This window comes from Streptomyces sp. NPDC058086, assembly GCF_042885015.1.
Classification (GTDB): Bacteria; Actinomycetota; Actinomycetes; order Streptomycetales; family Streptomycetaceae; genus Streptomyces.
In genome coordinates this window covers 60,095-86,039 of record NZ_JBHVST010000045.1, presented here as the reverse complement: position 1 = coordinate 86,039, position 25,945 = coordinate 60,095, and the positions used below count along the sequence as shown (strand labels likewise).

Annotated in this window: 25 protein-coding genes and 1 pseudogene; 10 read left to right on the top strand and 16 right to left on the bottom strand. The window is 71.5% G+C overall.

The annotated features are described in order from the left end of the window. The coding region (locus tag ACFVWD_RS30435; RefSeq protein ID WP_389600697.1) for a bifunctional phosphatase PAP2/diacylglycerol kinase family protein at window positions 1-1,624 on the bottom strand (1,624 nt) is incomplete at its 3' end. Between the two features lie 143 nt (window positions 1,625-1,767). Here ACFVWD_RS30435 and ACFVWD_RS30430 point away from each other — a divergent pair. Continuing rightward, window positions 1,768-2,040 (top strand): annotated as a pseudogene (locus ACFVWD_RS30430) (STAS domain-containing protein); the annotation flags it as partial. A 43-nt stretch (window positions 2,041-2,083) separates the two neighbouring features. On the opposite strand, the gene ACFVWD_RS30425 reads toward ACFVWD_RS30430, so the two are convergent. From ACFVWD_RS30425 to ACFVWD_RS30400, 6 genes are all read right to left on the bottom strand, one after another. Then, window positions 2,084-4,054, bottom strand: coding sequence for a DUF2264 domain-containing protein (locus ACFVWD_RS30425; RefSeq protein WP_389600695.1), 1,971 nt, complete (start codon window positions 4,052-4,054; stop codon window positions 2,084-2,086). A gap of 22 nt (window positions 4,055-4,076) precedes the next feature. Further along, the gene (locus ACFVWD_RS30420) at window positions 4,077-5,246 is read right to left on the bottom strand and encodes a LacI family DNA-binding transcriptional regulator (RefSeq protein WP_389600693.1); all 1,170 of its coding nucleotides are present in this window, start codon (window positions 5,244-5,246) and stop codon (window positions 4,077-4,079) included. Window positions 5,247-5,298: 52 nt separating this feature from the next. Next, window positions 5,299-6,948, bottom strand: a complete 1,650-nt coding sequence (locus ACFVWD_RS30415; protein ID WP_389600692.1) for a sugar ABC transporter substrate-binding protein — start codon at window positions 6,946-6,948, stop codon at window positions 5,299-5,301. Window positions 6,949-6,977: 29 nt separating this feature from the next. Beyond that, window positions 6,978-7,865, bottom strand: coding sequence for a carbohydrate ABC transporter permease (locus ACFVWD_RS30410; protein WP_389600690.1), 888 nt, complete (start codon window positions 7,863-7,865; stop codon window positions 6,978-6,980). After that, window positions 7,862-8,716, bottom strand: coding sequence for an ABC transporter permease (locus ACFVWD_RS30405; protein WP_389600704.1), 855 nt, complete (start codon window positions 8,714-8,716; stop codon window positions 7,862-7,864). Before ACFVWD_RS30405 ends, ACFVWD_RS30410 begins: the two co-directional genes overlap by 4 nt. A 394-nt stretch (window positions 8,717-9,110) precedes the next feature. Beyond that, window positions 9,111-9,605 carry a subtilase-type protease inhibitor gene (locus ACFVWD_RS30400; RefSeq protein WP_389600689.1) on the bottom strand — a complete coding sequence of 165 codons (495 nt, stop codon included), beginning with the start codon at window positions 9,603-9,605 and terminating at the stop codon, window positions 9,111-9,113. 309 nt (window positions 9,606-9,914) lie between these two features. Between ACFVWD_RS30400 and ACFVWD_RS30395 the strand changes: the two genes are divergently transcribed. The 5 genes from ACFVWD_RS30395 (at window position 9,915) to ACFVWD_RS30375 (ending at window position 14,395) form a co-directional block, all read left to right on the top strand. Further along, window positions 9,915-10,466 (top strand): hypothetical protein, encoded by a 552-nt coding sequence (locus ACFVWD_RS30395; protein WP_389600687.1) that lies wholly within the window; start codon window positions 9,915-9,917, stop codon window positions 10,464-10,466. 50 nt (window positions 10,467-10,516) lie between these two features. After that, window positions 10,517-11,344: an LLM class F420-dependent oxidoreductase gene (locus ACFVWD_RS30390; protein ID WP_389600685.1), complete on the top strand. Its 828-nt coding sequence runs from the start codon at window positions 10,517-10,519 to the stop codon at window positions 11,342-11,344. Window positions 11,345-11,408: 64 nt separating this feature from the next. Continuing rightward, window positions 11,409-11,855 (top strand): TIGR03668 family PPOX class F420-dependent oxidoreductase, encoded by a 447-nt coding sequence (locus tag ACFVWD_RS30385; RefSeq protein WP_389600683.1) that lies wholly within the window; start codon window positions 11,409-11,411, stop codon window positions 11,853-11,855. A 246-nt stretch (window positions 11,856-12,101) separates the two neighbouring features. Next, on the top strand, window positions 12,102-13,685 hold the full coding sequence (locus ACFVWD_RS30380) for a purine-cytosine permease family protein (RefSeq protein ID WP_384915512.1): 1,584 nt from the start codon (window positions 12,102-12,104) through the stop codon (window positions 13,683-13,685). Window positions 13,686-13,726: 41 nt separating this feature from the next. Then, complete coding sequence (locus ACFVWD_RS30375; RefSeq protein WP_389600681.1) at window positions 13,727-14,395, top strand: cyclase family protein; 669 nt, start codon at window positions 13,727-13,729, stop codon at window positions 14,393-14,395. A 373-nt stretch (window positions 14,396-14,768) separates the two neighbouring features. Here ACFVWD_RS30375 and ACFVWD_RS30370 read toward each other — a convergent pair whose 3' ends face one another. Beyond that, window positions 14,769-15,947, bottom strand: a complete 1,179-nt coding sequence (locus ACFVWD_RS30370; RefSeq protein WP_389600679.1) for a PucR family transcriptional regulator — start codon at window positions 15,945-15,947, stop codon at window positions 14,769-14,771. A 113-nt stretch (window positions 15,948-16,060) separates the two neighbouring features. On the opposite strand from ACFVWD_RS30370, the gene ACFVWD_RS30365 reads away from it, so the two are divergent. Both ACFVWD_RS30365 and ACFVWD_RS30360 read left to right on the top strand, forming a co-directional pair. Then, window positions 16,061-17,230 (top strand): lactate 2-monooxygenase, encoded by a 1,170-nt coding sequence (locus ACFVWD_RS30365; protein WP_389600677.1) that lies wholly within the window; start codon window positions 16,061-16,063, stop codon window positions 17,228-17,230. Next, entirely contained in the window at window positions 17,227-18,246 is a 1,020-nt protein-coding gene (locus tag ACFVWD_RS30360) for a 2-hydroxyacid dehydrogenase (protein ID WP_389600675.1), read from the top strand. Before ACFVWD_RS30365 ends, ACFVWD_RS30360 begins: the two co-directional genes overlap by 4 nt. Window positions 18,247-18,267: 21 nt before the next feature. Here ACFVWD_RS30360 and ACFVWD_RS30355 read toward each other — a convergent pair whose 3' ends face one another. The 6 genes from ACFVWD_RS30355 to ACFVWD_RS30330 form a co-directional block, all read right to left on the bottom strand. Further along, window positions 18,268-20,175 (bottom strand): ricin-type beta-trefoil lectin domain protein, encoded by a 1,908-nt coding sequence (locus ACFVWD_RS30355; RefSeq protein ID WP_389600673.1) that lies wholly within the window; start codon window positions 20,173-20,175, stop codon window positions 18,268-18,270. Between the two features lie 543 nt (window positions 20,176-20,718). Beyond that, complete coding sequence (locus ACFVWD_RS30350) at window positions 20,719-21,096, bottom strand: toxin Doc (RefSeq protein ID WP_075028158.1); 378 nt, start codon at window positions 21,094-21,096, stop codon at window positions 20,719-20,721. A 3-nt stretch (window positions 21,097-21,099) separates the two neighbouring features. Beyond that, window positions 21,100-21,345 carry a hypothetical protein gene (locus tag ACFVWD_RS30345; RefSeq protein ID WP_054234230.1) on the bottom strand — a complete coding sequence of 82 codons (246 nt, stop codon included), beginning with the start codon at window positions 21,343-21,345 and terminating at the stop codon, window positions 21,100-21,102. Window positions 21,346-21,424: 79 nt separating this feature from the next. Further along, the gene (locus ACFVWD_RS30340) at window positions 21,425-21,739 is read right to left on the bottom strand and encodes a hypothetical protein (RefSeq protein ID WP_389600671.1); all 315 of its coding nucleotides are present in this window, start codon (window positions 21,737-21,739) and stop codon (window positions 21,425-21,427) included. Further along, a complete protein-coding gene (locus ACFVWD_RS30335; RefSeq protein ID WP_389600669.1) occupies window positions 21,739-22,311 on the bottom strand; it encodes a TIGR03086 family metal-binding protein in 573 nt (190 codons plus the stop codon). Before ACFVWD_RS30335 ends, ACFVWD_RS30340 begins: the two co-directional genes overlap by 1 nt. A 53-nt stretch (window positions 22,312-22,364) precedes the next feature. Further along, window positions 22,365-22,781, bottom strand: a complete 417-nt coding sequence (locus tag ACFVWD_RS30330; protein ID WP_389600667.1) for an SRPBCC domain-containing protein — start codon at window positions 22,779-22,781, stop codon at window positions 22,365-22,367. Window positions 22,782-22,900: 119 nt separating this feature from the next. Between ACFVWD_RS30330 and ACFVWD_RS30325 the strand changes: the two genes are divergently transcribed. Together ACFVWD_RS30325 and ACFVWD_RS30320 are read left to right on the top strand one after the other, a co-directional pair. Beyond that, window positions 22,901-23,212 (top strand): helix-turn-helix transcriptional regulator, encoded by a 312-nt coding sequence (locus ACFVWD_RS30325; protein WP_099919073.1) that lies wholly within the window; start codon window positions 22,901-22,903, stop codon window positions 23,210-23,212. Then, window positions 23,209-23,667: an SRPBCC domain-containing protein gene (locus ACFVWD_RS30320; RefSeq protein WP_389600665.1), complete on the top strand. Its 459-nt coding sequence runs from the start codon at window positions 23,209-23,211 to the stop codon at window positions 23,665-23,667. Before ACFVWD_RS30325 ends, ACFVWD_RS30320 begins: the two co-directional genes overlap by 4 nt. 14 nt (window positions 23,668-23,681) lie before the next feature. On the opposite strand, the gene ACFVWD_RS30315 is transcribed toward ACFVWD_RS30320, so the two are convergent. Both ACFVWD_RS30315 and ACFVWD_RS30310 read right to left on the bottom strand, forming a co-directional pair. After that, on the bottom strand, window positions 23,682-24,311 hold the full coding sequence (locus ACFVWD_RS30315; protein ID WP_389600663.1) for a hemerythrin domain-containing protein: 630 nt from the start codon (window positions 24,309-24,311) through the stop codon (window positions 23,682-23,684). Continuing rightward, complete coding sequence (locus ACFVWD_RS30310) at window positions 24,308-25,933, bottom strand: MFS transporter (RefSeq protein ID WP_389600661.1); 1,626 nt, start codon at window positions 25,931-25,933, stop codon at window positions 24,308-24,310. The genes ACFVWD_RS30315 and ACFVWD_RS30310 overlap by 4 nt, the downstream gene beginning before the upstream one ends. Between the last annotated feature and the right edge of the window lie 12 nt (window positions 25,934-25,945).

Below are 25,945 nucleotides of genomic sequence, written 5' to 3'. Positions count from 1 at the left end.
TCGGGGGCTGTTTGTTGTTTTTCTCACCCGCCCCCCACCGGCTGGGCCCGCGGCCGCCCGGGCCCCGGCGGCCCCTCCCACGTCTGCTGCGGCGGGCGGTCGCAGCGGCCGGCCGGGCCTGCTGGACCGGCTCGTTCCGTGCTCCGGAGGTCCGGTACACGACGAGCGCCCGCCGTTCCTTCTCCAGCCTCAACCCGGGCGGCGCGGGCGCGACTTCACCGTCGTACGCGAGCGTGTCCGCACCTTCGAGCTCCGCCAGCTCGACCCACGGAACCACCTCCGCTCCATAGACCCGGGACCGGCCGAGCGTGCCGGTGAGCGCGGAGACGATCACCCGGGTGCGGGCGAGCCGGTGCTCGCCGTCGATCAGGCGCAGGTCGATCAGCCCGTCGTCCAGGCGGGGCCGGTAGGCGGGAGCGAAGCCCTGGGGTTCGTAGCGGCTGTTGCCCGCGAAGAGCAGCCACAGACGCCGGTGATGTCCATTGACGCTCAGTTCCACGGGGGTCGCGGTGCGCAGCACCCGGACAAGGGCGACGGCCGCCGCCGGCCACTTGCCCAGGCGCTGCTCCAAGTGCTCCCGCATCCGTACCAGTTCGGGGTACAGGCCGATGCTGAAGGTGTTGAGGAACCGCACCTCGTCACCCGCCGCCGACCGGGCCACGCCGAAGTCCACGGCCACCGCCTCGCCCCGCGCGAGCGCGACGGCGGTGTCCTCGACATCCCGTACGCCGACGTCCTGGGCGAAGTGGTTGAGGGTGCCGCCGGGGAACACCGCGAGTGCGAGCCCCCGCCCGGCCGCCGCGCGGGCCGCCGCGTTGACGCTGCCGTCGCCCCCGCACACACCGAGCGCGCCGCCCGCCGCCCCGGCCCGCTCGACCGCCCTGTCCACCGCTCGCTCCAGCAGCGCGGCGAAGTCGTCGTCCGGGCCGCGCTCGACCAGCTCGGCCCGCGGCAGCAGGTCGCGCAGCCGCTCGGCGGGCGGCAACGGTGTGCCGGGCGCCCCCGTCCCGGCCGGGGTGTTGACGAAGACGACGAGTCCCTCGCCGCCGGGCAGCGCGGGCGCGGGCGCCGAGGGCCGTTCGCGCGCCGGGAGCACGGGGCACGGCGGCCACCAGCGACAGGTGAGCGCGGCGGCTGCGGCGCCGATCGCCATCCCGGCCAGCACGTCTGCGGGGTAGTGCACTCCGACGTACACCCGCGAGAAGGCGACGGCGGCAGCGAAGGGCGCGACCAGGGCGCCGTATCCGGTCGACTCCAGGGCGACTGCGGTGGCGAACGCCGCGGCCGAGGCGGAGTGGCCGGAGGGGAAGGAGGTGGTGCGGGGCTGACGCTTCAGGTGCCGGATCGACGGCACGTGCTCCAGCAGCGGACGGGGCCGCCGGGTGCTCCACTTCACGACCGTGTTGACGGTCAGCGAGGCGATCGCGAGCGAGCCCACGCCCCGCAGGGCCGCCCGACGGGGAGCCCTGCCCCCGACCAGCGCGAGGCCGGCCGCCGTGCCGAGCCACAGCCGTCCGTGATCGGCGGAGCGGCTGAGCCGTCGCAGCGCCGGATCCGCGCCGGGGACCCGTGCCGTGGCCACCCGCGTGAACAGCCGTCGGTCCCACTCGCCGAGAACACTCATGCCCCACGGGTACGGCACACGCGCCGCCTCGGCACCCCCAGTCAATACACCATCCCCAATATTCACCCGTTCGAGTGAACGAGAGAGTGTCCGTGGCGACCTGAGGATGTTTTCGGCCAGGCCGGGGTAGCTAGCGAGACCACATGACCCTCGCAGATTCAGGGCTTCCCTCGGCCAACCCTCACGCCCACAGTTATCCGCGCGGTCCGTTCACCGTGGTCGAGGTGGCGGGAGAGATCGACATCGCGACGGCGGACGCGCTTGGCGAGCATCTGTCGGCCGCGACGGCCCGGGCCGAGCCGGACGTGCTGGTCGATCTGCGCCGGGTCGCCTTCTTCGACTGCTCGGGCCTGCGCGTACTGTGCCGCGCCGAGACGAGGGCGCGGGAGCGCGGCGGGCGGCTCCGCGTCGTCTGCGACGGGCCCCGCGTCCACCGCCTCCTGCGCGCCGCGCGCCTGCTCAGCCGCTTTCCGCCGCTGGCCGACCTCCCGGAACCACCGGAATCGACGCACCCGCGGGACCGCCCGGCAGTTCCTCCTGCGTCCCGTCCGGAAAGCGGATCAGAACCCCGCCCCCGGTCGTGACCCGGGCGCTCGCACCGACGAGTTCCGGATCACGGCCGAGGACCACCAGGGTGACGAGGAGTTGGACCCCACCGGGGTGAACGGGCAGCGCGAGATGGGGAGTCGCCGAATGGACCCCATAGGCGTTGGCGTCCCTGGCCCGCGCGACCAGGCCCTCCCCCGACGCGTCCCAGCCGAGCAGACCGACGACCGCGCTCGTCAGCCCGTCCGGGCGCCGCGCCCGCGCCCAGCGCGGCCCCGTGCCCTCCTCCAACGGCCCGGCATCGTCGGCCAGCGCCCACCCCCCTTCCCGTACGACCGCTCCGCGCGGCCCCGCCACCCGGTGCACCCGGACCTCCCACGGACCGTGCGCCACGCTGGTCGTCTCGATGCGGTGCTCGGCGCCCGCAAGACGTGCCGAGTGCCAGGAGGCGGCGCGGCGCCCGGCCGCGCCCAGGGGATGGATCCGGCCACGCCGTGACTGCGTGCCGTCCGTCGCGACCAGCGCGAGGTGGTTGTCGATCCCGGCGCCCTCAGTGCCGATCCCGATCCCCTCGGTGTCGGGCGCGGCCGCGCTGGCGTAGGCGAACCTCGTGTAGTGCGGGCTGTCCTCGTCCGGTGCGGGCGGGGGCGGCAGCCGGTCGCTGCCGTGGTTCACCAGGCGTACGACGCCGTCTGCGGCCGTCGAATGCAGGAGCCAGCCCGGGACGGGCAACGCCACGCACGAGTCCCCCGTGTCCACCGGTCCCAGCTCCTCGGGGGCCGTCCACACGGGGTGGTCGGCGGGAAGCAGCAGGCCGAGGAACGCCTTGCTCGCCCAGTAAGGGGAGGCGGGTCCCGAGTAGCGCTGGGTGACCGGGAGAAAGGGGCGGTACCAGCCGAGGGACAGCAGCCCCTTCTCGTCGGGCACGCCGTGTTCGGCGAAGTGCTTCAGGGCTCCGGAGGCGAGGCGTCGGGTCAGGCCCGGTGCCAGCGGGGTCGCGTCGGCGAGAACACCCGCCCACAGGGGCGCGGCGGTCGCGAAGCGGTAGGTGAGGGAGCGGCCCTGGTGCACGGGGGCGCCGTCCGCGCCGAAGAAGTACGGGTGGACGCCGAGGAATTCACGCAGCCGGTCCCGGTGCTCGACCACCAGCTCCGGGTCGGCCCGCGATCCGGCGACGCGCGCCCACAGCACCGGGTACAGGTGCAGGGCCCAGGCGTTGTAGTAGTCGAACTTGCGGCCGTCGCCGTCCGTGTACCAGCCCTCTCCCCGGTACCACTCCCCCAGCCGCGCCAGCCCCGCGTCGATCTCGTCCCGGCTGTGCGGGGCGCCGACCGAGGCGAGGAACTCCTCCGTGATGACCTGGAAGAGCCGCCAGTTGGAGTCGTTGACCCTCGCGCCGATGAAGCCGCTCAGCCAGTCCACGACACGGCCGCGTACGGAGTCGTCGAGGCGGTCCCAGATCCAGGGGCGTGTCTCGTGCAGGGCGATCGCGACGGACGCGGCCTCGACCATGGGCTGGCCCCGGTCGGTGATGGGCGGCCACCGGTCCGGGCCGTGCGGGTCCGTCCCGGCGCTGAGCCCGGCCGCGTAGCGCTCGATCAGCGCGGGGCCCACCCGGCCGCCGGAGCCCGCGATGCGGAAGGCGGCGAGCAGGAAGGAACGTGCGTAGCCCTCGAGGCCGTCGGACCAGGGGCCGGAGTGACTGGCCCGACCGGGGAGCCGGTACTGGGCCGAGGTGGGTGAGGCGTGAGGGAGCAGACCGTCCAGGAGACGGTCGGCGGTCGCCTCCCAGTGGGCCCGGGTCCAGCCGGTGACCGGTGAGGTGGTGGGGTCGGGGGGCGGCAGGTGTGTCGGGACGGTGAGCGACACATGCGGGACGGTCATACGGGGGTGGATCCTCCGTCTTCTAGGGCCCGGGCGGGGGCGGCTGGACGCTGTCGCGCACGACGATGTGGGTGCCGAGCAGGTGGTGGGCGCCCGCCGCGTGTTCGGGGTCGCGCAGGGCGATGCGGACGGCGGCGCGGCCGAGTTCCTCGGCGGGGGTGCGGACGGTGGTGAGCGGGGGGTTGAAGTCCTCGGCGAGCGGGATGTCGTTGTAGCCGACCACCGAGATGTCCTGGGGCACGCGCAGCCCGGCGTCGGCGATGGCCCGCAGGGCTCCGGCGGCGACCATGTCGTCCCCGGCGAAGACCGCGGTGAAGCGCGCCGGGCCGGTGTCCGGGGTGGTGGTACCCGGGGCGGTGGTACCCGGGGTGGAGGTACCCGGGGTGGAGGTATCGAGGGTGTCGGCGTCCGGGGTGGCACAGTCCCCGGGGCCCAGGTTCCCTCCCGACTTGAGCAGTTCCGTCATCGCGCGATGGCCCGCCGCCCGGCCCAGGCCGCAGTCGACGACGTGGGCGGCCTCGGGGCCCAGCCCGTGCTCGGCGAGTGCGGCCCGGTATCCGGCGACGCGGGCGTCGAGGGCCGTGTTGCCGGGCAGGCCGCCCAGGAAGACGATCCTGCGGTGGCCGGCGGAGAGCAGATGACCGGTGATCGCGCGTGCCCCGGCCTCGTTGTCGAACTCGACGACGAGCGCCGGGATGTCGGGGTCCGGCGCGGGCCTCCCGCACAGGACGAGCCGCGCACCGGACGAGGCGAGCGCCTGCGCGTAGTGCGCGACGCGCTCCCGGTAGGCGTCGTCCTCGACGACCCCGCCGACCAGGATCACCAGCCGTGCCCCCTCCTCGCGCATCAACTGGACGAACTCCAGCTCACGCCCGGGATCGCCGCCCGTGGTGCCGACCAGGCAGAGCCAGCCGCGGGCGGCGGCCTCCGCCTCCACGCCCTCGGCGACCTGGGCGTAGAAGGGGCTGGTGACCTGGCGCAGGACGACGGCGACCATCTTGCGGCCGCCGCCGACCAGGGCGCGGGCGTGCGCGTTGGCGACGTAGTCGAGGTCGCGGGCGGCGCGCAGCACCCGGGCCCTGGTGGACGCGGGCACCGGATGGTTGCCGCTGAGCACGCGCGAGACCGTGGCCATGGACACTCCGGCCCGCTCGGCCACCTCGCGGATCGTGACCCGCCCCTTCGACGTCATGTCGCTCCCCATCCCCATCCCCCGCGCCTCTCCGTCAACCGGCTCCGCCGCCTCAGGTGTTGGCGGCGTAGTCCTTCGCGAACTCCTCGCCCATTCTGTCGCCGCCGCGATCGCGCCACTTCTTCGCGGCCGCGTCGAGCTCGGACAGCGGCAGACGGCCCGCGATGACACCGGTGACGGTGTCGTCCATCAGCGCTCTGAGCGTGGTGCCCTGGGCGGTGTACGTACTGGACTGCAACCCGAAGGACGCGTTGCGGATCGCCACCGGGACCACCTTCATCTGCCAGGCGTGCAGGGCGCGTACGGCATCTGGCATGCCCGGCACGAACAGCACCTGGGGGCCCTCGGCGAGGTACTTCAGCGGCAGGTTGGTGTTGTTCTCGACGTCGCCGAGCTTGGTGGCCTCGGGCGAGCCGTCCTTGCCGCGGGTGAAGTGGGTGCCCTCGACGCCGTAGTGGACGAGTTCCCACTCCTTACTGCCGAAGGGGGCGGCGAGGTAGTTCAGGACGCGCAGGAGAAGCTCGATGCGCTCCTTCTTCGCCTTCTTCAGGACCGTGTAGCCGAAGGAGCGGCGGCCGGCGACGATCCCTCCGGGTGTCCCGTCCACGCTGTACGGCAGCGCGGCGGCCGGGGTCAACAGGCCCTTGGAGTCGAGGTACTTGGGGAGGTACCCGCCGAATCCGTCCTGCATGGAGCCGACGGTGCCGTTGAGGAAGAGCGTGCTCAGGTCCGGCTGGGAGAGGGAGGTGGCGTCGGGGTGGTAGGAGCCGTTCCTGCGGAGCTGCGCCTGATAGGCGACCGCCGCCTTGTAGCGTTCGTCGCCGTAGTTGGCGTGGAAGGTGCCGTCCTTGTCCACGGTCCAGCCCTGCGGTGCGTTGTGCGCGGCGGAGTGCACCGCATTGCCGAACAGTGAGCCGGTCGCGGCCCCGAGCGCGTACTTCTTGCCGCTGGTGCCCTTCTTGGCGACGGCGGCGAAGTCCTGGGAGGTCCAGCCCTCCTTCATCCCCGCGTCGGTGAAGAAGGCCTGGTTGAGCCAGAGGGTGGAGCCCGGCAGCGGGCGCTCCAGGGGGATGCCGTAGATCCGGCCGCCGACGCGGCCCATGTCGCGCCAGGCGTGCGTGGGGATGTTCGCGAGGTTGGGATGGGCCGCGATCGCCTCGCCGGAGAGGTACGGGGTGAGGTCCTCGGCCCTGCGCTGCACGAACTGGGCCTCGCGGGGCAGCACGAAGCCGGAGAAGATGTTGATGATGTCGGGCAGTTCGCCCGGGTCACCGGCCATCACCGTGGCCATCTTCTTCTGGTAGTCGGTCTGCGAGATGATCGTGTATTCGATCTTCACGCCGAGCGCCTTCTCGACCGCCGCCCAGAACTGGTTCGCGGAGGCGGGCTTGGGCGGCGTACCGAAGGTCACCGACATGACCTTGACGGTGGAACCGTCGCCCGGTGTGCGCGGGACGGCCGTGACCAGGTCGCCGGGGTAGGCCGTGTATCCGGCCTGGACCCCGGCGTCGGTGGGCACGAGGTCGGGCTTCGGGCCGGCGAACGCCTTGTATGCGGGCCAAGGGGCCAGTTTTTTACCCGCGTTGGAGACGTCGCCGTCACCCGAGCCGGTCGAGCAGGCGGCCAGTGCGCCGGGCGCGGCGAGCGCGGCACCGCCGACGGCCATCGAGCGCAGCAGGGTGCGCCGGGACAGGGAGGGCATGGGAAACCGACCTTTCCTGGTGGACGGAGTCAGCTCTTGATGGCGCCGGTGAGCACGCCCTTGGTGAAGTACTTCTGAAGGAAGGGGTAGACGAGCAGGATCGGTACCGTGGCGATCACCAGGACCGCCATCTGCACGGTCTGCGGCGCGTTGACGGTGCCCTCGCCGACCGTCGTGTCGGTGAGCCCGGAACCGGCCACCACGTAGGTGCGCAGCACCTGTTGGAGCGGCCAGTGGTCGCTCTCCAGGTAGAGGGAGGCGTAGAACCAGGAGTTCCAGTACGCCACCGCGTAGAACAGTCCGACGACGGCGAGGGCCGCCTTCGACAGGGGCAGTACGACCGACCACAGCACCCGCCAGTCCCCCGCCCCGTCCAGCCGCGCGGCCTCGTACAGTTCCTCCGGGATCCCCTGGAAGAAGCCGCGCAGGACGACGAGGTTGAACACGTTCACGAGCACGGGCAGGATCAGCGAGCTGTACGAGTCGAGCATGCCCAGCTCCTTGACCAGCAGGAAGCCGGGGATCATGCCCGGGGGGAAGAGAAACGTGAACAGGATCAGGAGCAGGACCGGCTTGCCGCCGAAGACGCCGGGGCGCGACAGCGCATAGGCGAGGGTGACGGTGCAGACGAGGCTGAGCAGGGTGCCGACGAGGGTGACGCCCGCGCTGACGCCGAGGGCATGGGTGACGATGCCGCCGTCGAGGATGTCGCGGTAGGCCTTGAGGGTGGGGTGCCGGGGCCAGAGCACCCAGCCGCCGTTCGCGACGACCTCCCGCTGGGAGGCGAGCGAGGTGGACAGGATGACGAGGAACGGCACGCACACCAGCAGGACGACGGCGACGAGGGCGACGGCCTTGGCGGCCTGGGTCGCGGGCCTCGGCTTCTCCATCCAGCCGGGCCGGGCATGGGTGCTCACCGGTAGACCCCCTGTTCGCCGAGGCGGTGGGCGACCTTGTTGGCCGCGTAGACGAGCAGGGCGCCGACGACGCCCTTGAACAGGCCCGCGGCGGCGGCGAATCCGTAGTCGCCGCCGACGATGCCCTGGTAGTAGACGAAGGTGTCGATGATCTCGGCGGCCTGCGGGCCGACGGCGTCGCGCTGGAGCAGCATCTGCTCGAAGCCGACGGAGAGGATGTCGCCGAGCCGCATGATGAGCAGCAGCACGATCACCGCACGGATGGCGGGCAGGGTGACGTGCCAGAATCGGCGCCAGGGTCCCGCGCCGTCGATGGCCGCGGCCTCGTACTGCTGCTCGTCGACCTGGGAGAGCGCGGCGAGGAAGATGATCGTGCCCCAGCCGGCGTCCTTCCAGATGACCTGGGCGACGACGAGCGGTCTGAAGGCGTCGGGGTTGCCGATGATGTCCACGGTGTGCAGGCCGGCGTCGCCGAGATAGCTGTTCACCATGCCCGTGTCGCCCAGCACCTGCTGGAACAGGGCGACGACGATCACCCACGAGATGAAGTGCGGCAGGTAGGCCACCGACTGCACGAAGCGGCGGATGCTGCTGCGGGTGAGGCTGTGCAGCAGCAGGGCGAGGGCGAGCGGGACGGGGAAGTAGAAGACGATCTGGAGGACCGCGATCCAGAGCGTGTTGAGGACCGCGTCCCAGAACTCGGCGTCCTCGAACATCCGCCGGAAGTTGTCGAGGCCCACCCAACGGCTGCCCCAGATGCCGTCGAACGGCACGTAGTCCTTGAACGCGATGACGTTGCCGAGCAGGGCGCCGTAGTGGAACACCAGGAAGTAGGCGAGCCCGGGGAGCATCAGCAGGAACAGCGCCCTGCCGCCCCGCTTCTGAAAGCGTTTCAAGCCGCGCCGGGCCTCGCCTGGAGGGCGGGGCGAGGGGTCCACCGCCTCCGTACCTGCGTGATCCCGCAACACTGCGGCCACGGAGCCTCCTCACCTCGGCTGTCGGGTGAGGGGAAATTAAAACGTTTCCAATGCGGGGTCAACACTTCTGACACAACTACGAGTTGAGGGCACCGAGCCTGGGCTGAGGGCACCGAGCCTGGGCAGACAGATGTCGGGGGCCGGCCGGCGGCCCCACTCCGCCTGACCGACCCCCGATGCGAGATCGCGTCGTACTCCGTGCCGGGGCGCGCACTCCCCACCTACTGACCCCGTTCGACGCTCACGAAGGCCGCGCGATCCCGGTCTCTCAGAACGTGAAGAAGCTCGTCCCGTAGGAGTTCTTCACGCACTCGTTGGCGAAGGTCCGTTCGTACGCGACGCGCTTGCCGCGCCAGACACCGTCGACGGTGACGACCACCGGATCGAACTGCCGCGTACACAGTGCGCCGTCTCTGAGGGTCAGGGCGTCGAAGTCGCCGTTCACCGCCCGGAGTTCGGCACAGGCGTCGTAGGCGGCGGGGTGGGTGCCGGAGGGGGTCGGGGCGCAGTTCAGCGTGACCGCGCGCTCCGGGGTGACGGTGGCGGCGGTCTCTCCGTGGCCCATGGTGAGCACCAGGGCCGAGGGGGCGTAGAGCCCTGAGGGGGCGAGGGCCGGCGTGGCATGGGCCTGGCTCATGACCGTCCGGGTCTCAGCCGTCTGGGTCGCGTGGGCCGGGGTGGCGAGGGCGGACCCCCCGAGGGGGCCGCATACGGCAGCGGCCGTGAGGGTGAGAGTCGCTGCCCAGCGCGCGGTGGTCGGCATTGTGTGCATCCTTCCGCTCGATTGAATGCAGTACCGGCTCGGTTGGGTGCCGGTGCGGCGAGCGCGAGTCTGCCGAGTCCGGACCGGAAACACACATCGACCCCATGCGTTTCAGTAACTTTGAGTGTTGAATCAGTGGCGTGAAGTAGCGAAATTCGAACGTTCAAGCCCCGGAACTGAGGGGTTGTTGATCGCCAAAGACACCCTCCTGGCCGGATTCCCCCGGCTCCGCAATAGGCCTGAAACATTCCGGTTCAGCCCCCGGCGGACCCTCTTGCTTCTTCCGCGCAATGGAGTAATCGTCATTACATGATTACTTCAGAGCAACACGAGAAGCTGCGCGGCTGGTTCGCCGGCCGCCTGCCCGACGATCTCTTCGAGAGCCTGGTGGAGGTGACGGTCGACCGGGAGGAAATCACCGTCGTCGGCCGCATCCCCGAGCCCGGGCTCGCCGAAGGTGCCTCGGACGCCGAGAAGGAGGCGGCCGCCCAGGCCCGTATCCAGGAATTCCGCGAGCGCACCCGCGACGACCGGGTCGCGGTGGCACGGGAAGCCGAGCACCGGTTCGGCAAGAAGGTCTCCTGGGGTGTGGAGTGCGGGGGCGAGCGCGCCCTGTTCACCCACATCGCCGCGCCCGTCATGACCCGGCTGCGCCAGCCCGAGCGCCAGGTCCTCGACACCCTCATCGCCGCCGGGGTCGCGCGCAGCCGCAGCGACGCCCTCGCCTGGTGTGTCCGCCTGGTCCAGCGTCACGCCGACGACTGGCTGACGGAACTGCGCGACTCGCTGGAGCATGTGCAGCGGGTCCGGGCCCAGGGTCCGGACGCCACGCCGCGGGAGGCCACACCTGACGAGGAGTGACCGACCGCGTCACACTGGCAGCACCAGCCGACAGGACGAGGTGGTCGCGGATGAAGTTCGGGGTGTCGACGTTCATCACCGACGAGGGCATCGGTCCCAGGGCCCTGGGACCCGCTCTCGAAGAGCGCGGGTTCGACACGCTGCTGCTGGCCGAGCACTCGCACATCCCGGTGAGCCGGGAGACGCCGTATCCGGGCGGCGGCGAACTGCCCCGCATCTACTACCGCACGCTCGATCCGTTCGTGGCGCTCGCCGCGGCTGCCTCCGTGACCCGCGACCTGCTCCTGGGCACGGGGATCGCCCTGGTGGTCCAGCGTGATCCGATCACCACGGCGAAGGAGGTCGCCTCCCTCGACCTGATCTCCGGCGGCCGTGCTGTTTTCGGTGTCGGCGCAGGCTGGAACCGGGAGGAGATGCGCAACCACGGCACGGATCCGGCCTCCCGCGGCCGGCTGATGGACGAGCGTATTCGCGCCATGATCGAGCTCTGGACCAAGGACGAGGCCGAGTTCCACGGCGACTTCGTCGACTTCGCACCCGTCTACGCCTGGCCCAAGCCGGTCCAGCAGCCGCACCCGCCCCTGTGGGTCGGCGGCAACAGCGAGCGCACCTTCGCCCGCGTCGCCGAGTACGGGTCGGCGTGGCTGCCCAGTGGCGTACCGCCCGAGGAACTGGGCGCGCGTATCGAACAGATGCGCAAGACGGCCGGTGACGGGCCGGCCGTAGTGGTGTACGCGGGTGGGCACGACCGCGAGTCCCTCGACATCTACGCGGATCTCGGCGTCGACCGGGTGCTGGTGTATCTGCCGACCCAGCCGCAGGACGAGACACTGCGCACACTCGACGAGCTGGCCGAGGCCGTGTCCGCCCACCGCTGACGCTTCCGGCCGCCGGGGACTGCGAGCTCACCGTGTTCCCGCCGCCGGGGAATCGGAGCTCGCCGTGCCGGACATGGACGAGGAGGAGGCGCGCCGCCGGTTCGTGGCGGCACGGGTGGCGCGCCTGGCGACGGTGGACGACCAGGGGCACCCGCACCTGGTGCCCCTCGTCTTCGCGGCGCACGGCGGTGCGATCGTCACCGCCGTCGACCACAAGCCCAAGAGGTCGCGACGGCTGCGGCGGCTGCGCAACATCGCCGCCCACCCCGCCGTGTGCCTGCTCGTCGATGCCTACGACGAGGACTGGGACCGGCTGTGGTGGGTACGGGCGGACGGTGAAGCCCGCGTCCTGCCGCCCGGGACGCAGGACGAGTACACGGCGGCGATCGCCCTGCTGCGCGAGAAGTACGCGCAGTACCGGCAGCGACCGCCGGACGGCCCGGTGATCGCCGTCACCGTCCATCGCTGGCACGGCTGGCGCGCCGCACCGCAGCCCGGCCCGGAGCACTGAGCCACCGACGGGCACCTGCCATGACGGACAAACCCTCCACTGGACGAATGCTCCACCCCGGACGCGGAAGATGGATGTTTTACCTTCTGGTGCAGGTCCCCGGCCCGGCCATAGCGTCGGCAGACCTCCTCAGGACAGCATCCGCTTGCGCCGCACACCCCGCGGCGACAACGGAACCTTCCTCCCCTCGCGCCACCAGGCGCTCCACCGCCCGCGTCCGGGCACAGGCACTTCGCTGGAGCACCCTTGTCCGAGAACTCCCCCGCCACGCCGTCGCCGTCTCTCACCGAGGTGGAGACCTACGGCGTCGAGCGCATCCCCGACGCGGACCGCACCGCGTCGCCGCTCGACCTGTTCAGAGTCGCCTTCGGCGGTGCGAACACCTTCTCCACCTGCGTCCTCGGGGCCTTCCCCATCCTCTTCGGCCTCTCCTTCTGGCAGGGGCTCGCGGCCACCCTCCTGGGAGTCGTCGTCGGGGCGCTGATCCTGTGCCCGATGGCGATGTTCGGCCCGGCCAACGGCACCAACAACGCGGTCGCCTCCTCCGCGCACCTCGGTGTGCACGGCCGGGTCGTCGGTTCGTTCCTGTCACTGCTCACGGCCGTCGCCTTCTTCTCGATCTCGGTGTGGAGCTCCGGCGACGCCCTGGTCGGCGGCGCGCACCGGCTGTTCGGACTGGAGCAGAACAATCTGTCGTACGTGGTCGCGTACGCGCTCTTCGGCTGCCTGGTGCTCGCGGTGTGCGTGTACGGGTTCCGGTTCATGCTCTTCGTCAACAAGATCGCGGTGACCTCGGCGACGCTGCTCTTCCTGCTCGGCGCGATCGCCTTCGCCGGTGACTTCGATCCCTCGTACGCCGGTGCCTTCACGGCCTCGGCCGACTCGGCGACGCAGGCGCTGTTCTGGCCCTCGTTCATCGGCTCGGCGCTGATCGTGCTGTCGAACCCGGTGTCCTTCGGCGCGTTCCTCGGCGACTGGTCGCGTTACATCCCGGCGAACGCGCCGCGCCGCAAGGTCGTCGGTGCCGCGTTCCTGTCCCAGATCGCCACCCTGCTGCCGTTCGTGTTCGGACTCGCGACCGCGAGCATCATCGCGACCAAGGCGCCGAAGTACGTCGACCCGGCGGCCCCCGACTTCGTGGGCGGCCTGCTGGCCATCTCGCCGAGCTGGTTCTTCCTGCCGGTGTGTCTGCTCGCCCTGATCGGCGGCATGTCGACCGGCACGACGTCCTTGTACGGCACCGGGCTCGACTTCTCGTCGGTGTTCCCGAAGCTGTCGCGGGTCCAGGCCACGATCCTGGTCGGAGTCCTGTCGATCGCGTTCATCTTCATCGGCCGCTTCGGCTTCAACCTGGTGCAGTCCATCTCGACGTTCGCCACGATGATCATCACCTGCACCACGCCCTGGATGGTCGTGATGATCCTCGGGTTCTACACCCGGCGCGGCTGGTACGACCCGGACGCGCTCCAGGTCTTCAACCGCCGTCAGCGCGGCGGCCGCTACTGGTTCACGCACGGCTGGAACTGGCGCGGCATGACGGCCTGGTGGGTGGGCGCCGTGGTCGGTGTGCTGTTCACCAACATCCCCGGCCAGTTCGTCGGACCGCTGGGCGACCTCGCGAACGGCATCGACATCAGCCTGCCGCTGTCGCTGGCCGTCGCCGCCGTGCTGTACCTGGCGATGCTGCGGCTGTTCCCCGAGCCCCGGGCGGTGTACGGGCCCGAGGGCCCGCGGCTGGCCCGTACCGTCGACGTGCCGGTGCCGCCGATCACCGGTCCCGGTACGGAGAACGAGGGCACGCCCGCGGTCCTCGCCGTCGAAGGCAGTTGAGGAGCCGACGGAGAGCTGGTTGACGAGCTGATGGAGAACTGATGGAGAGCTGGCTCGACCTGTCCGTGCCCGTCGTCACCGGCATGCCCGTCTATCCCGGTGACCCGGAGGTGGAGGTCTCCAGGGCGTTGCGGGTCGCCGAGCACGGAGTGAACGTCCTTCGGCTGCACATGGGGTCACAGTCCGGTACGCATGTCGACGCGCCGTACCACGTGGACGAGGCGTGGCCCACGTTGGACGATCTGCCGCTGGAGCGGTTCGCGGGGCCTGCGGTCGTCGCCGATGTCCGCAGGCTGCCGGCGCGGGCGCCGATCACTCCCGAACTGCTCACCCCTGCCCTGGGTCTGCTGCGGCCCGGTTCGATTCTGCTGCTGGCCACCGGGTGGTCGCGGTACTGGGGAACCGAGGACTACCTGGCCCATCCCTGGCTCACGCCCGAGGCGGCGGAGGCCGTGGTCGCGGCGGGTGTCCTCACCGTCGGGATCGACGCGCTGAGCGTCGATCCGACCGGTCCCGTGGATCTTCCCTCCCACCGTGTGCTGTGCGGAGCGGGGGGTGTGATCGCGGAGAACCTGACCGGGCTCGGAGGCGTCGCGGACGCGCAGGCCGCGGGGTGCTCGGTCGAGGTGTTCCTGTTTCCGATGCGCCTCGCCGGGGCCGACGGGGGCCCGGTCCGGGCGACGGCCCGCGTCACGCCCCGCGCGCGGTAGTCCCTACCTGGGGGTGTGTTCGCCGGGTGCGGGCGGATGGGGATCAGCCGCGCAGTTCCCCGCGCCTCTCGGGCGGGGCTTCGCCCCGATTCCCCGCCCGCCCGGATTCGTTCGGCCGCGGGCCGGTGGGGGCCGTTCGCGCAGTTCCCCGCGCCCCTGAAAACCTCGTCCCGCACCATTCAGCCCGTCCGGCGTTCGAGGACGAGCCCTTCGGGCGATGCGGGGGCCGGGGGCGCAGCGCCGGGTGGGGTGCAGGGGCGGAGCCCCGCGGGGGTCGGGGTTGAAGGGGCGAAGCCCCTGGAGATGATGGGGGTCCCCTGCTCGAACGAAGCCGAGAGCTTGGGGGAGGGTAGGGGCGGCGGGGGCGAGGAGACTACGGCCTGATCGTGCGGGCGATGTCCAGGGTGAGTCGTTGCCAGGGGTCGCGGGGATCCCGGGACGTCAGGGCGTGGATGCGCCGCAGGCGATAGCGCAGGGACTGCGCGTGCAGGTGCAGCACCCGCGCGGCGGCGCTCGCCGAGCCGGCGTCGATGTACGCGGTCAGCGCCTCCATGAGATGCCGCTGCCCCGGGTCGGTGAGCGGCCCGAGCACGAGACGGGCGACATGGTCCGGCGCGGCGGCCGGATGCCCACCGAGCAGGGCCAGGACATGGGCGTCGGCGTCCGTGAGGACACGCCCCGGCCGGTGCGCGTGGGCGGGCGCCGTGTCGAGGGCGTCGGCGGCGAGCCGATGCGCCACGGCGACCCGGTCCAGGCTCTCCCCGGTGATCGCGCAGCCCCGCCAGGACCGCGCGCCCAGCACCGCCCCCGCCCTGGCGGCAGCCGCACCCGGCAGCAACACAACGGCGCGGGAGCCACGTACCGTCGCGGACGAGGCCACCTCGTCCCCCGGAACGGCCAACGCCTCGAGCAGCCCCGTCGCCGCGTCGAGCGCCATGTCGGGACGCTCCGCGCCCACCGGCTCGGCCACCAACAGACAGTAGGGGTCCGGGAGTTGGACCCCCAGCCGGGCCGACCGGTCGCTCAGCGCACCCACCGAAGCGTGCCGCCCGGCGATCAGGTCGTCGAGCAGCAGCCGCAGCGCCCGGTCACGGTCCGCCGCGAGGTCCTCGTCGGTGGCGGCGTACGCCGTGGTCATCTCCTCGGAGAGGGTGTCGAGCGCGGTCAGCAGCATCCGGGAGAGGGCGAAGGCGTCCGCGGCGGCGAGCCGGGGCGCGCGGGCCGCGATCTCGTCGGTGAGGACGGTCGCCGCCACCCGGTAGGCCCGCAGCACCGCCTGCACGGGCCGCCCGTCCGCCGCGCGGGCCGCCGCGATGCCTCGCAGGCGCCGCAGGTCCGACGGTTCGAGAGCACCGTCGGTGACCCACAGGTGGAGCAGCCGCTCCAGCCCCCAGGCCGCGATGGCCCGTACCTCCGGCAGTCGGCTGTCGTCCAGCGTGGCGTACACCGGGACCTGTTCGTGGACCGCCGAGACGATCGCCGCCACGACGCGTGGATCGGCGACCATCTCCTGCCGGACGTGCTCTCTGGCGGCAACGGGCTGACTTGTCACAGGGTGATGATCTCAGCCGTGCGATGTGCGCACCTCAGTGGACGGCTCTTGTCACCTTCGCCAGGATCGACGGCGTACAGCGCGGTCTCAGGGACGAGAGGCGGGACGTACGGATGGCTAAGCATTGGGCCGACTTCCAGTACGAGATCTATCTGAACGGAATGACGGGCGCCGTACCGCGGCTGCCCACCGATCTGACCCGGCTGGAGGAGCTCACCGAGCAGCGGCTCGGTCCCGGTCCGGTCGGCTACGTGGCGGGCAGCGCGGGCAACGGCAGTACCGCCCGGGCCAACCGGGCAGCGCTCGACCGGCGCCGGATCGTGCCGCGCATGCTGCGCGACGTACACGAACGCGATCTGTCCGTCGAGGTGTTGGGGCGCGCCCTGCCGGCGCCGCTGGCGCTCGCGCCCGTGGGCGTGCTGTCGATCATGCATCCGGACGCGGAGTCCGCCGCCGCGCGGGCCGCCGCGGCGCAGGGCGTCCCCTACATCCTGTCCTCGGCGTCCAGCACGCCCATGGAGCAGGTCGCGGAGGCGATGGGCGAGGCGGAGCGCTGGTTCCAGCTGTACTGGGCGAAGGACCGCGAGGTCACCCGGTCGTTCCTGGACCGGGCGAAGGCGGCCGGGTTCACCGCGCTGTTCGTCACCCTCGACACCCCACTGCTGGCCTGGCGTCCGCGCGACCTCGACCAGGCGTATCTGCCGTTCCTGCACGGTGTGGGCACGGCGAACTACTTCTCCGACCCGGCGTTCCAGGCGGGTCTGGCCAAGCCGGTGCACGAGGACCCGAACGCGGCCGTGCTGCACTTCGTCGGCATGTTCGCGGACCCGGGCAAGACCTGGCCCGACCTTGCGTTCCTGCGCGAGAACTGGGACGGGCCGATCGTCCTCAAGGGCATCCTGCACCCGGACGACGCCCGGCGGGCCGCCGACGCCGGGATGGACGGCGTGGTCGTCTCCAACCACGGCGGCCGGCAGGTGGCGGGGTCGGTGGCGGCTGCCGACGCGCTGCCACGGGTGGTCGAGGCGGTCGGCGAGCGGCTGACGGTCCTCTTCGACAGCGGCATCCGCACCGGCGACGACATCTTCAAGGCGCTCGCGCTCGGCGCGCGGGCCGTGCTCGTCGGACGCCCGTACGCCTATGGGCTGGGCCTGGACGGACAGGCGGGCGTCGAACACGTCGTCCGCTGTCTGCTCGCCGAGTTCGACCTCACCCTCGCCCTGTCCGGGCACGCCCGCCCCGCCGGCCTCGGCCCCGACGACCTGATCGAGGAATCCGCATGAGCACGACCCACACGACCGGCACGACCCACACGACGGTCACCTCGGTGGCGAAGAACGTTCTGGCCGTGGTCTCGCCCCACGTCGGCGGTCGCACCGCCGGTGCCGCGCTCGCCAGCGTCTTCCCCGGCGAGGCCCGTGTCACCGTCGTGGAGACGACCGACGAGGACCCGGCCGCACTGCGCGAGGCCCATGTCATCATCACGGGCCTCGGCCCGGTGACCGCCGAACACCTCACCGCCGCACCGGACTTGGAACTGGTCCAGTGCGCGAGCCACGGTTTCGACTACGTGGATCTGGACGCCGCCCGCGCGAAGGGTGTGCCGGTGTGCAACATCGGCTCCAGCGGCGCAGAGAAGCAGAACGTGGCCGAGCAGACCTTCGCCCTCATGCTGGCCCTCGCCAAGCAGCTGGTCCCGGCGCACACCGCGCTCGTCGACGCCGACTGGGCGCTGCCGAGGCTGCAGCGGTCCATCACCGAACTGTCCGGCAAGACCCTCGGCATCATCGGGCTCGGCCACATCGGTGAGGAGGTCGCCCGGCGCGCGGTCGCGTTCGACATGAGCATCGTGTACGCCGGGCCGCAGTCCGTCGGCGCGGAGGCCGAGGCGCGGCTGGGCGGGGCCCGCCATGTCGAACTCGACGAACTGCTGCGGACGTCGGACTACGTCACGCTGCACGCCCCGCTCACCGAGGAGACCCGTCATCTGCTGAACGCCGAGCGGCTCGCGCTCCTCAAGCCCACCGCGTTCGTGGTCAACACCTCGCGGGGCGCCCTGATCGACCAGGACGCCCTCGCGGACGCGCTCGAGGCGGGCGCCCTGGCCGGGGCGGGCATCGACGTCTTCGACCCCGAACCGCCCACCGCGGCCCTGCGGTTGCTCAAGTCCCCGAACGTGGTGCTGTCGCCGCATGTCGCGGGCGTCACGCGCGAGACGCTCGTACGGATCGCGCTGGCGGCGGTCCAGAACGCCGCCGACTTCGTGGCGGGCAAGCCGCCCCGGGACGTCGTGTCCTAGCCCCGCCGCCCGGCGCCCCCGCTACAGCCCCAACCCCTCCGAGAGGGAGGAGAGTCGGGGGGTCAGCGGCAGCACGGGCTGGGGGCTCGTGCGGTCGCCGACGGTCACGGAACGGGGCTCGGCGGAGGACTCCGAGGGGGTCGCCGACGGGTCGGCCCGGCCGTCCGTCGGCGGCTCGCTGGGCGACGCGCTCGGCTCGTCGGCCGTGCCCTGCGGGGGCGGCGCCTTGCTGACCGGCCGGGTCGTGGCGCTCGCCGTCCCCGCGATCGACAGCGACCCGGGGTCGGCCGAGGCGGAGTCGGTCCGCCACCGCTGCGCGTCGGAGCCGTCCCGGTCCTTGACCACGATGTCGGCGTTCGGATCGGTGGAACTGGGCGTGAGCGCGAGTCCCTCGCGCGAGCGGGACAGCAACTCGCCCCGCACGGTGAGGTCGTAGCGCACATCGCCGCCCCGCGCGGCGCTCTGCGGGACGCAGCGGTCGAGGGCGACGACACCGTCGTCGGCGTGCGAGTCCAGGCACAGCGCGGGGTCGGCGACGCTGCGCAGCAGGCCGTCGTTCTCGTACGACCACTGCTGGGTCCAGGCGGACGAGCAGACGGCCAGCTCGGCCTCGGCACCGGCCTTGGCCTTGCCACCCCGGATGTCGAGGCAGAGATCGGCGGCGAGGTTGCGCAGCCGGGTCTGCTCGGTGCTGGTGGGCAGTCCGGCCGAGGTCGGGGGCGAGGAGTCGACGGAGGGGCCCGGGGCGACCGGGCTGGGCGAGACGGTGTGGCTGCTGCCGACACCCGTGGAGGCGGCCGGGTCGGCGCCACCGTCGCCGTGGGACCACAGGCTGATGGTCAGCACGGTCACGAGCAGCACCGCCGAGGCCGTACCCGCCCCCGTGAGCAGGACCTTCGAGTGCTTCTGGGCAATCTGGGCCAGCCGCCCGGGGGCGGGAATCTGCGCCAGCAGACGATGCCGACCAGCAGTCCCAGGACGCCCACCGGTCCCGAGACGCCCGCCGCTACCCACGCGCCCACCGATACCCGACCGTCCGCCGGCACCCGCCCGTCCGCTGCCGAACGCGGACTCCTCCTCGGGGCGCATCGCTTGCCGTACGAGCCCCGGGCGTGCGTCGAGGTAACGTCGCGCGCCCCAGCCGAGCACCGCTTCGGCGAGCAGAATCCCCAAGCCGCCCTCGAAATAGCCGAGTTGCTCGGCCGCGTGCCGGCAGTGGCGACACTCCCCCAGATGCTGTCGGACATCCGGCAGCAAGGCGCCGCCACGACGAATCGGGACGTCCAACAGCCGGTTGTAGAAGCCGCATTCCTTGCTCGGCGCGAGTTCCCGGTGGGCGCGCACACATCCCTGGCGGAATTGCTCACGGGCCTGCTCCAGAGCGGCCGACGCGGTGTCGACGTCCAGGCCCGACAGACCCGCCGGTACGGAAATGTCCTCGGCCTCGACCTCGGTGTGCCACAGCAGGCACTGGGCGAGGGGCGGCAAGGCATGGAAAGAGCGCTCGGCGAGCTTCCGATTTTCGGCGGTCATGGACTGCGCCGCCCGCATACCCCGCCCCCCGGCGGGTTTTCTCAAATCCGGCAGAACACCGGATATCCGGTCCTCACCGGCCCACTCATTGACGGTGTCCCGCACGGTCACGAGGAGTCGGGGCCGCAGGGCCGCTCCGGACTCGCCGCGTATCAGGCAGTCGAGCGCGTAGTGGAAGGAGGTCGCGGCGACCATCGACGCGACGTTCGAGGAAGAGGCGAGGCAGATGACCGCGTAGTCGTACGTCGACTGCCAGTGCCGCGCCATCAGCAGGGCGACGGACTGCGTGGCCTCGCCCTCCGTCCGGCCTCTCAGCCGCGCGGCGAGGCTTTCGTCGGACTCCCCGGGAGCACCGCCGGGAGGATAGGACGGGCGAGGGGGGTGGGGGGTGGGCACAGAGCGGGTTCCTTCCACGGTGCAAGGTGGTGCACAGAATTTCCTTGGTCGTCAAAAAGGGAGCCCCTGCCTGGTGCACACCTTTTTGACGGAGCGCCGGGAAAATGGCCGCCGGCCCGGAATAATGAACACCGATTTCATACCCGGCCATTGACCCGCGCGGTAAGTTCACCCTCGCACAACACGCTCATGACCAACAAGGCACTTGAGCAACATCCACATATTGAAAGATAGTCAGTAACAGCGCCAACTCGCGTCGCTCGCACCGGCTTTCGAAATTTCCCGGGGCCCGTTCACGCGCCTCGCCGCGGCACCACGTGCATACGCCATGTGGCCTCACGCGCCCCGTGTGAACCGCGCGCTCGCTCCGGAGCCCGTCGCACGCTCCCGGCGCGCGGAGCTCCGTAGTCCACTGGAACCCGGCCCTTCTCGGAGGCCCCGCGCAGGACGGCGGCTCTCCCGCGCGAAACCGGCCGCCGGCCCCGATCCTCCCGCCCTCGGCCGGCGGCCTCGGGGGGCGGCAGGGGGGCCGCGCAGCCGGTCTCAAATCTGCCAGGAGCGCAGCCGGTCCGCCGCGCCGTAGACGTCGGTCTTGCCGGAGATCAGATCCCGGGCGAGATCGACGAGCGCCCCGTAGGGCGGGTCGATCCCGACACCGCTGACGAACATGTACGCCACCGCCGCCGAACAGGCGAAACGGGCGTTGGCGGCCGGTAGCGGCTTCAGCAGGGCCAGGGTGTGCAGGAGAGCGGCGGCGCGCCAGGCCGGGTCGGAGTCGACTCCGAGGCGGGGCGGGTCGACGCGGTGCCGGGCCACGGCGGCGACCAGGGCCGAGAAGTCGTTGACCGTGGGCTGGTCGGGCAGCACCTCTTCGTGGCGCTGCAAGAGCCACGGCACGTCGATATGGATGACGGGAGCCATCGCTCAGGCGGCCCGTCCCTCGCCCCTGCCGGGAGGTTCGTCCTCGGGGAAGGCGGCCGCGAACTCGTCGGCGTGCGCCGTGAAGAAGCGGCGGAACACCTCCGCACCCTCCTTCAGCGCCCGGTGCCGCACGATGTCGGCCGCGGCGGCCTCGCGCACCAGGGCCTTCATCGACGTACCGCGCTCTTTGGCGATCTGCCGGAGGTCCTCGAGTTCGCGGTCACTGAACTCCACATTCAAGGCTGGCATGCCGCCACGGTACCGCGAGGGTACTTACTCGTAAATATCACCTGCTCAAGAGGTATGGGCGGCGGTACCGCGGACCGATTCAGCGGGGCTGCTCGCGGGCCGCCTCCGCCAGGGGCAGCCAGCGGGCGGAGGCGGCGAGCGGCAGGCACACCCAGTCCTTCATGGGGCGGCCGCCCATCGGGTCGAAGAGGTGGGCGCCGGTGACCGCGAGCGCCTCGGCGTGTTCGGGACTGTCGCGGTGCAGGCGGACCACGAGTTCGCCTTCGTGGAGACCGACGAAGGCCTTGCCGTTCGGGTCCTTCAGACACGGCATGCCGAACATCTTGGAGAGCCTCGCCCCGCGGGGGGCGAGATCCTCCGCGAGGCGGCCGAACAGCTCGGCGGCGTCCGCCATCAGGCGACCTTCCGTCCGGTGAGGGCGAGCAGGCGCTCCAGCGGGGTGGCGTCGGCGACGGGCTCGACCTCGGGTCCGAGGGATCCGTTCGCCCGGGCACCTTCGGCGATCTGTCCGACGATGGCCGTCGCGGTGGCGACCACGTCGTCGTCGGCCGTGAACGGCTGCCCGGTGGCCGTGGCCAGGTCCCAGCCGTGCACGGTCAGCTCCATGATGGTGATCATCCCGGCGAAGGGGGCCGGGAAGGTGTTCGGCCCGAAGGAGGTCTCGCCCTCCCAGGCGCCGGGCTCGGCCCAGTCCGCGGTGAGCTGGTCGAGGAGCGGCGGATACACCACCCAGGGCGCCTCGGTCAGCGTCGTCGGGGCGTCGGCGGGCAGCGCCTGCTTCTTGGCGGCGTACCCGCTCATGGTCAGCACGCCGAGCAGGTGCTCGCTGAGCCGGTGGACGTCGAACGCGGCGCAGGGGGTGGGCAGTTCACGCTTTCCGGTGAGGTCCGACTGCCGGGCGTGCGCCTGCAGGTTGCGGGCGGCGCGGGCGAGCTGGTCGGCGAGTTCAACGGGGTTGGTGCTCATGAGGGTTGCTCCCATTCAAGACGGGGTGGAGGTGATGGAGGAGGAGGGGACGGTCAGCCGAAGAACGGAGCGGGCTTGCCCGTCTCCGCGTACGCCTTGAGCGCCGTGAACTTGGTGGCCCAGCCGTAGGTGAAGTCACGGTAGGCGTCGCCCTGGTCCGGGAACCCGGCGTGCGTGAAGCGCAGCTGGACCCCGCCCTCGGGGACGTCGAGGATCTCGTACGTCTGCGTGGTGCCGGCCCACGGGCCGTTCTCACCCGCGAGGACCAGGCGCCGGTCGCCGGACTCGGTGATCCGCAGCCGCCAGGGCTCCGGCACGCCGGGGAAGCTCAGCGCGTGCTCCGCTCCGACGCCCTCCCCTATCGCGGCGTCCGTGGTGAACCAGCTGCGTACGCCGGTCTCGGTGGCGAGCGCCGCGCGGACGATGTCCGCCTCGGCCTCGATGGTCAGCTGCATCGCGATGTCGGCCATCGGACGCCCTCCCAGGCATGTCGTGAGTGTCCGGTATCGCCCCGAACATCTTTCTTTAGTCGACACTAAAATAAGACCTACGGCCGACGCAAGTTAAAGCCATGACTAAAATAAGCAGCGTGGATCAGGTGAAGGCGATCAGCGAGCCGCGGCGGCGGGCGATTCTCCAGCTGGTGTGGCACGAGGAGCTGTCCGCCGGAGAGATCGCCGAGCGCTTCGACGTCACCTTCGGCGCGGTCTCCCAGCACCTGAAGGTGCTCCGCGAGGCGGGGCTGGTCGTCGTCCGAAAGGACGGCACCAAGCGGTACTACCGCGCGGACCGTGCTGGGATGGGACCGCTGGCCGCCTACCTGGAGTCCATGTGGGGCGACTCACTGGACGCCCTGGCCGCGCTCGCCGAACAGGCCGAGCGGGAGGAGGAGCAGAAATGACCATCACCCCCGACGACACCGTCGTCGTACAGCGGCACATCAAGGCCCGTCCGGAGACCGTGTTCTCCTTCTTCACCGACGCGGACCGATGGCTGTCCTGGCAGGGCATCGAGGGCGCGTTCGACCCGACGCCCGGTGGCGCGTACCGGATGCGGGTCGTCGGTGAAGCGACCGCCTCCGGACGCTTCGAGGAGGTCGTCCCGTACACGCGGATCGTCTTCACCTGGGGCTGGGAGAACGAGGGCGACCCGGTGCCGCCCGGCAGCAGCCGGGTCGAGGTCACCTTCGCCCCCGAGCCGGACGGCACCCTGCTCACCTTGACCCACTCCGGGCTGCCCGAGCCGGCCCGCGGGCCGCACCAGGAGGGCTGGGAGCACTACCTGGACCGGCTCGCCGTACGGGCGCCCGGTGGCGACCCCGGCCCGGACAGCTGGATGGAGCAGAACCCCGCCTGAGCGCTTCCGGGCTCTCAGGCCGCCCAAAGCCCGCGCCTGCGGTAACCCGCCTCCCAGAACAGCTTGTTGAGGACCCGTACGGGCGGGGGCAGCGCGCCGAGGAACCGGGCGCGGTCGGCGGGCGGCGCTCCGTCCACGATCCACGGTACGAAGAGCGCGGCCCCGCGCACGCCCTGCGTCTTTCGGATGCGACCGGTGAACGCGCCCCAGTCCGCGGGCGTCAGTACCTCCCGGATGAGTGGCAGGGCGCTCTCCTCCTCATGGGCGAGGTGCTCGTCGAGGGTCGACGCCAACGAGCGGACCAGCGCGGGGAGTTCGGCCGACCGGTCCTTCAGGGCCGCGTCGACGGCGGTGAGCTGCGGGTCGAGGAGGGCGTGCTCCGCCTCCATCTCGGCGAGGAGGGCGACGTCCCGGGGCCTGCCCGCGACCTTGCTCTCCACGCGCGGCCACAGATCACTGTCCTCGGCGGTGTGGTGGATGTGCAGCTGATGCCTGAAGTTGTCCCAGCCCGCGCGGACCTGGGGGGTGAAGGCGGTGCCGTCGGCCGCCGCGTCGCCGAGGCGTTCCAGGTCGCGACGGAAGGCGTCGTGGGCTGCGTACATGACGGTGAGGTCGACGGTGCCGGTCGCGGCTTCGGTGGTCATGAGGTCGCTTCCTCCAGTTCGAGTTCGTAGACGGGCAGGGCGTGCGGGTTGGCCGACGGGCCGCGGTGACTGCGTACGGCGAGACAGGCGAGCGCGCCGGTCAGCAGGACGGCGGCCGAGACCAGGACGGCGGGGCCCATGGCGTGCACGAAGCCGTGGCCGAAGACCTCGGCGCCCAGCGCGCGCATGCGGTCGGCGATGTCGTGCGGTACGCCCTCCGGCAGCCGCGCCGCCTGGCGCGCGTTCACATCGGTCCCCGCCTGGGAGAAGCCGCCGACGAAGCGGTCGCGGTACGCGGCGGGCAGCTGTCCGGCGCGCTGTCGGGCCTGGTCGGTGAGCGAGGAGGCGAGCTGGGCCTGGAGCACGGCGCCGACGACGGCGCCCGCGAGCACCGAACCGACCTGCCGCAGCGAGTTGTTGACGCCGGACGCCGCTCCGGAGAGCTTCGCAGGTACGTTGCGCATGACCTCCGTGGCCATCGGTGCGAAGGTGCAGCCCGCGCCCAGACCCGCGAGGAAGAGGGGGAAGGCGACCGCCGTCCAGCTCGACCCGACGTCGACCGCGGCCACGATCCACACCAGGGCCGCCGTCCAGGCGAGCAGCCCGGCCATCAGGATGAACTTGCCGCCGATCTTGTCCGCGAGGACTCCGGCGGGCCCGGCCATCACGAACGAGCCGAGCGCGAGAGGCAGCAGCACGAGCCCGGACTTGAGCGCGCTGAAGCCCAGTACGGACTGCAGATAGATCGTCAGCGGCAGGAACATCCCGACGATGCCGAAGGACACGGTGACGCCCACGAAGTTGATGAGGGTGAAGTTGCGGTCCTTGAACAGTGAGAAGGGGACGAGCGGGTCGTCGCCCTGCTGGCGGCGCTCATGGCCGAGGAAGGCGGCGAAGAGGAGTGCCGCCGCGCCGAACAGCGACCAGATCCAGGCGTTCCAGTCGTAGCGCTGCCCCTCGGTCAGGCCGAAGGCCAGGCAGAACAGGGTTCCTGAGGCGAGCAGCACACCCAGGGTGTCGAACCGGTGGCGTACGGTGCGCCGTGAACCGGGGATGATCGCCGCGGCGAGGCCCAGCACCACGACCCCGAGCGGCAGGTTCACGAAGAAGATCCACCGCCAGTCGAGGTGGGTGATCAGCGCGCCGCCGATGATCGGGCCGAGGGCGCCGGAGACGCCCGCGACCACGCCCCAGATGCCCATCGCGGCGCCCCGCCGGTCGGCCGGGAACACCTCCGCGATGATCGACAGGGTCTGCGGCATGAGCAGCGCCGCGCCCAGGCCCTGGACCGCGCGGAACGCGATGAGCTCCGCCGGATTCTGCGCGAGGCCGCAGGCGAGGCTGGCGAGGGTGAAGAGGGCGACGCCCGCGAGGAACAGGTTGCGTTTGCCGCGCAGGTCGCCGAGGCGGCCCGCGGTGATCATCAGGACGGCCAGGGCGAGGGTGTAGGCGTTGACGACCCACAGGATCTCGTCGAGGGAGGCGTCGAGGTCCTGGCCCATGTCGGGGATCGCGATGTTCACGATCGTCAGGTCGAGCAGGGTCATGAAGAAGCCCAGGGAGAGCGTGATGAGGATCGCCCATGGGTTGCCGTGCCACTTGTCGTGCCACTTCTTGAACACGGTGTCTGTCTC